Here is a 4,769-nt window from a genome sequence, read left to right on the forward strand (position 1 = left end):
GTTCACCCCTCTCTGCCCCTGTCGGGGCATCTCTCCCTCAAGGGGAGAGATTGTTTGTCCGTGGCGAGCCGGTGAGGCCAACTGGCGCATTTTTCTCGCCAGGGCGAGCGGTGCGACCTGTTGCAGGGCGCGCAGGTTCTTCTTGGCATTTGCCTGCACCTCCATCAATCTCCCCCCTTGAGGGGGAGATGTCGCGAAGCGACAGAGGGGGGTATACCGTGCCGCATCACAAGGTGTCGAAACGTTTGCGCTCCAATTCAAGGCGCATGCGAAAGGGCATGACCGAAGCAGAACTGAAGCTCTGGAACGAGCTGCGCGCGGGGCGGTTGGAGGGGCTGCAGTTTCGGCGTCAGATGCCGATCGATCGCTACATTGCCGATTTCGCCTGCCCCACTCACAAACTGATCATCGAGGTCGATGGCTCGCAGCATGGCGAAAGGCTCGCTGAAGACGCAGGACGCACGACGCGCCTCGCCGCGCTCGGCTGGACCGTGGTCCGCTTCTGGAACGACGATGTGCTGCGCGATATCGACGCCGTTTGCACCCATATTCTGAGAACCATCGGGGAGCATGAGTCATGACGGAACCCAGCTTCTCCGGCGGCTGTCAGTGCGGGGCGGTGCGCTACCGTGTCGAAGGCGCGCTGTCCTATCCGCATATCTGCCATTGCCGGATGTGCCAGAAGGCATCGGGCAATTATTTCATGCCGCTTGCCGGGACGGATCATCAGCGCTTCAGTATCACGCGCGGCGTGCCGGGCTGGTTTCATTCCTCCGATCAGGTCCGGCGCGGCTTCTGCGCGGCCTGCGGCACGCCGCTGTTCTTCGAGACTGTGGGGGATAATCATATCGCGGTCACGCTCGGCAGTCTGGATGACCCGTCGGCCTTTCCGCCGGTCTCGCAGGATGGCGTAGAGGGGCGGGTGTCCTTCTTCCATGCGCTGTCCGACCTTCGGGAGAAGCCGACCGACCGATCCGATCTGCCGGGCGGTAATGACGCGATTTTCGCCAGCACCCGCCAGCACCCCGACCACAACACCGAAAAATGGCCGCCCGAGGATGACACGGACGCCGGATAACAAGGCCGAGAACGGCCACTTTCACGGGATGGAGACCCACGACATGGAAAAGCGCGAGCGCATCTATCTGTTCGACACCACATTGCGCGACGGCCAGCAGACGCCGGGCATCGACTTTTCGGTGGAGGACAAGATCGCCATTGCCGACATGCTGGATCAGGCCGGCATCGATTATGTCGAGGGCGGCTATCCGGGCGCGAACCCGACGGACACGGCCTTTTTCGCCGCGACGCGCACGAGATCCGCGAAGATGACGGCCTTCGGCATGACCAAGCGCGCCGGCGTGTCGGCCTCGAACGATCCGGGGCTTGCCGCGCTGATCGCCTCCAACAGCGAGGCGGTCTGTCTGGTGGCGAAAAGCTGGGACTATCACGTGGACGTGGCGCTTGGCATCACCAATGACGAAAACCTTGCCTGCATTGCCGAGAGCGTGGCCGCCGTCGCGGCATCGGGCAAGGAGGCGATGGTCGATTGCGAGCACTTCTTCGATGGCTACAAGGCAAACCGGCCCTATGCGCTCTCCTGCGCCAGGGCCGCCTATGACGCCGGCGCGCGCTGGGTGGTGCTGTGCGACACCAATGGCGGCACGCAACCGGACGAGATCGCGGAAATCATCGCGGATGTCATCGCGAGCGGCATTCCTGGGACGTCGCTCGGTATTCACGCCCATAACGATACGGGTCAGGCGGTCGCCAATTCGCTTGTCGCCGTGCGCGCGGGTGTGCGCCAGGTCCAGGGCACGCTGAACGGCATCGGCGAGCGCTGCGGCAATGCCAATATCATTACGCTGGCGGCAACGCTTTCCCTGAAGGAGCGCTATGCCGAACGCTACGTACTCGGCCTCGATGACGAGCAGCTTGCCGAGCTGACCGCGCTTTCCCACGGTTTCGACGAGCTGTTGAACCGCGCGCCGGACCCGCAGCTTCCCTATGTCGGCGCCTCCGCCTTTGCCACCAAGGCCGGCATCCATGCCTCGGCGCTTTTGAAGGACCCGCGCACCTATGAACATGTGGATCCGGAAAGGGTCGGCAACACCCGCAGGGTGATGGTCTCCGACCAGGGCGGCAAGTCGAACTTCATCAACGAACTGAAGCGCCGCGGAATCACCGTAGCTAAGAATGATCCGCGCCTCGACAAGCTGATCACGATCGTCAAGGAACGCGAATCCATGGGCTATGCCTATGAGGGCGCGGATGCGAGCTTTGAGCTTCTGGCGCTGCGCGAACTCGGCAGCGTGCCGCATTTCTTCCACGTCGAAAGTTTTCGCGTCATGGTCGAACGCCGCTATGACAGCCATGGCCGGATCAAGACCGTGTCAGAGGCGGTGGTCAAGCTGGAGATCGACGGGCGGCAGATGATGTCGGTTTCCGAAGGCGATGGTCCGGTCAACGCGCTCGACAGGGCCTTCCGCAAGGATCTCGGCAAGTTCCAGTCCGAGATCGCCGACCTCAAGCTTGCCGACTACAAGGTGCGTATCCTCAACGGCGGCACGGAGGCGATCACACGCGTGCTGATCGAAAGCATCGATGATGACGGCGTGCGCTGGTGGACGGTCGGCGTTTCGGAAAACATCATCGATGCGTCCTTCCAGGCGCTGATGGATTCCATCACCTTCAAGCTGATGAAGAACCGCGCCCTTGCCGGCCGGGTCGCGGCGGAGTGAGGCGCGACCCGGCGATTTCCATCATCATTGTTGATGGGTGCTTCACCAGAAACGGGTGGCGCGCGGCGCCAATCGTCGATATCTGCATTTGATCAACCGATGGGAATGCGCCATGGCGGCCAATGAGACTGATACGATCGTGACCGCGCCGGTAAAGACGGTCGCCGACGGCGATACGCCCAAGGGCTTCGTTCTGGCGCTCGTCGTCTTCATGATGTGGGGGTTCCTTCCGCTCTATCTCAAGCTGGTGGCTCACCTGCCGCCCCTGGAGGTGCTTGCGCACCGCATCATCTGGTCGGTGCCCTTCGCCGGCGTCGTCGTCGGCTATGCGGGGCAGGGCGGCGAGATCGCTGCGGCCTGCCGCCAGCCGAAGACCCTCGCCGTCGTCGCCCTCTGCAGCGTCTTCATCTGCATCAACTGGGGCACCTATATCTGGGCCGTATCGAATGCGCACACGGTGGATGCGGCGCTCGGCTATTTCATCAATCCGCTCTTCTCCATTGCCCTGGCTGCGGTGATCCTGCGCGAGCAGCTTTCGAGGACGCAGCTCATGGCGATTGCGCTCGCCGTGATGGCCGTGGTCATCATGGCGGTCGAGATCGGCAGCATACCGGTTGTCGCGCTGCTTCTGCCGTTCTCCTTCGGCATGTATGCCTTCCTGCACAAGATCGTGCCCATCGGCGGCAATCCGGGGTTCACGCTCGAGGCGCTGATCATGAGCCTCCCGGCAGCAGGCTATATCATCTGGCTGGAAGCAACCGGCAACGGCCATTTCCTCGGCTCGCTCCCCGATGCGCTGCTTTTGATCGGCTGCGGCGCGGCGACCGCCATTCCGCTGATGATCTACGCCAATGCCGCAAAGCTTCTGAAGCTCTCGACCATCGGCATCATGCAGTATATCGCGCCGAGCATGATCTTCCTGATCGCGGTTCTGGTCTTCCGCGAGCCGCTGCAACCGGTCAAGCTCCTCGCCTTTGCCCTGATCTGGGCGGCGCTGGCGATTTACACCTCGTCTCTCCTGCGCGCCCGCCGCAGGCCAGCCCCGGCGTCGCGCTGAAGGCGGCCGGCAACCGCTTTCAGCCGGAAAACAGCCAGGATTTCAGCGCCTTGGTCACGCGCGGCATGACGACATAGGTCATCGCCAGCACCTGAATGACGGCGATCGTCAGCGTCTTGGCCCAATGCGGCCAGTCGGGAACGAGCGGCGGCACGATCAGTTGCAGGGGGTAGACCAGCACGAATACGACGGCGATCAGGACGACCGACATCTTCCAGCGCGGCGCAGGCCTTGTTACCGGCAGTTCCGGCAGTTCGAACCAGGCTTCAAGCCCGCTGACGCGACGGCGCTCGGTCTCGCCCTCGACTAGATCGCCCAGAAGGGCGACGTAGTCCGCGCGGGCCGAGGAGTTTTCCCAGGCCTCGCAATGGGCGAAGCTGTCGAAGCGGTAGATCAGCACATAGCGCCCGCCGGTCTTGCCGGAGGGCTTCAGGATATTGACGCCCATATGGCCGGGGAAGCCCCTGGCCGCCTCGACGATGCCGTGCAGCCAGGCCTCGTAGTCGGCCTCGTGGCCGGGGCGCACCCGGCGCGAGACCTGAACCGTTACCGGGCCTTCCTCACCGGGCTCGACGAACCCCCCGGTCATGACCCGGCATCGGGCGCGGGGAATTTCGGCTTGCCGGCGATGCCCCAGTGATGGCCCGGCACCTCGCGCAGGACCACGCGCACGCTCTCGATCGGCACGCCGGTGGTCTCGACAACCGCTTCGGTCAGCTTTTCGATCAGCTTTTCCTTCACCGCGTTGCTGCGGCCCTCGATCATGGTTACGTCGACGAAAGGCATGTCACTCTCCCACGTTGAAGGCGACGGTGCCGAGCCGCTCGACCTCAAGCGTCACGGCCTGTCCGGCAGCCATCGGAATAGCGGCCGTCGCGCCACCGGCAAGCACGATGTCGCCCGCCTTTAGCTCCTCGCCGGCAGCCGCCACCATGCGCGCGGCGGCGACGAGCGAGCGGACCGGGTGGCCG

Annotated in this window: 6 protein-coding genes and 1 pseudogene; 4 read left to right on the top strand and 3 right to left on the bottom strand. The window is 63.6% G+C overall.

Annotation, left to right across the window (positions count from 1 at the left end):
• The first annotated feature begins 218 nt into the window (after positions 1-218).
• From AC5DC2_RS19525 to rarD, 4 genes are all read left to right on the top strand, one after another.
• A complete protein-coding gene (locus AC5DC2_RS19525) occupies positions 219-581 on the top strand; it encodes an endonuclease domain-containing protein (RefSeq protein ID WP_081725851.1) in 363 nt (120 codons plus the stop codon).
• Complete coding sequence (locus AC5DC2_RS19530; protein WP_491699675.1) at positions 578-1,078, top strand: GFA family protein; 501 nt, start codon at positions 578-580, stop codon at positions 1,076-1,078. The genes AC5DC2_RS19525 and AC5DC2_RS19530 overlap by 4 nt, the downstream gene beginning before the upstream one ends.
• 43 nt (positions 1,079-1,121) lie before the next feature.
• On the top strand, positions 1,122-2,741 hold the full coding sequence (cimA, locus tag AC5DC2_RS19535) for a citramalate synthase (protein ID WP_491699678.1): 1,620 nt from the start codon (positions 1,122-1,124) through the stop codon (positions 2,739-2,741).
• 112 nt (positions 2,742-2,853) lie between these two features.
• The gene (rarD, locus tag AC5DC2_RS19540; RefSeq protein ID WP_491699676.1) at positions 2,854-3,798 is read left to right on the top strand and encodes an EamA family transporter RarD; all 945 of its coding nucleotides are present in this window, start codon (positions 2,854-2,856) and stop codon (positions 3,796-3,798) included.
• A 19-nt stretch (positions 3,799-3,817) separates the two neighbouring features.
• Here the strand turns inward: rarD and AC5DC2_RS19545 are convergent, their stop codons facing one another.
• The 3 genes and pseudogenes from AC5DC2_RS19545 to AC5DC2_RS19555 form a co-directional block, all read right to left on the bottom strand.
• Positions 3,818-4,387 carry an antibiotic biosynthesis monooxygenase gene (locus tag AC5DC2_RS19545; protein WP_491699677.1) on the bottom strand — a complete coding sequence of 190 codons (570 nt, stop codon included), beginning with the start codon at positions 4,385-4,387 and terminating at the stop codon, positions 3,818-3,820.
• On the bottom strand, positions 4,384-4,584 hold the full coding sequence (thmT, locus tag AC5DC2_RS19550) for a 2-hydroxymuconate tautomerase (protein ID WP_024709392.1): 201 nt from the start codon (positions 4,582-4,584) through the stop codon (positions 4,384-4,386). Before thmT ends, AC5DC2_RS19545 begins: the two co-directional genes overlap by 4 nt.
• A 1-nt stretch (position 4,585) precedes the next feature.
• A pseudogene (locus AC5DC2_RS19555) lies at positions 4,586-4,769 on the bottom strand (4-oxalocrotonate decarboxylase); the annotation flags it as partial.

The organism is Martelella sp. (assembly GCF_984369615.1).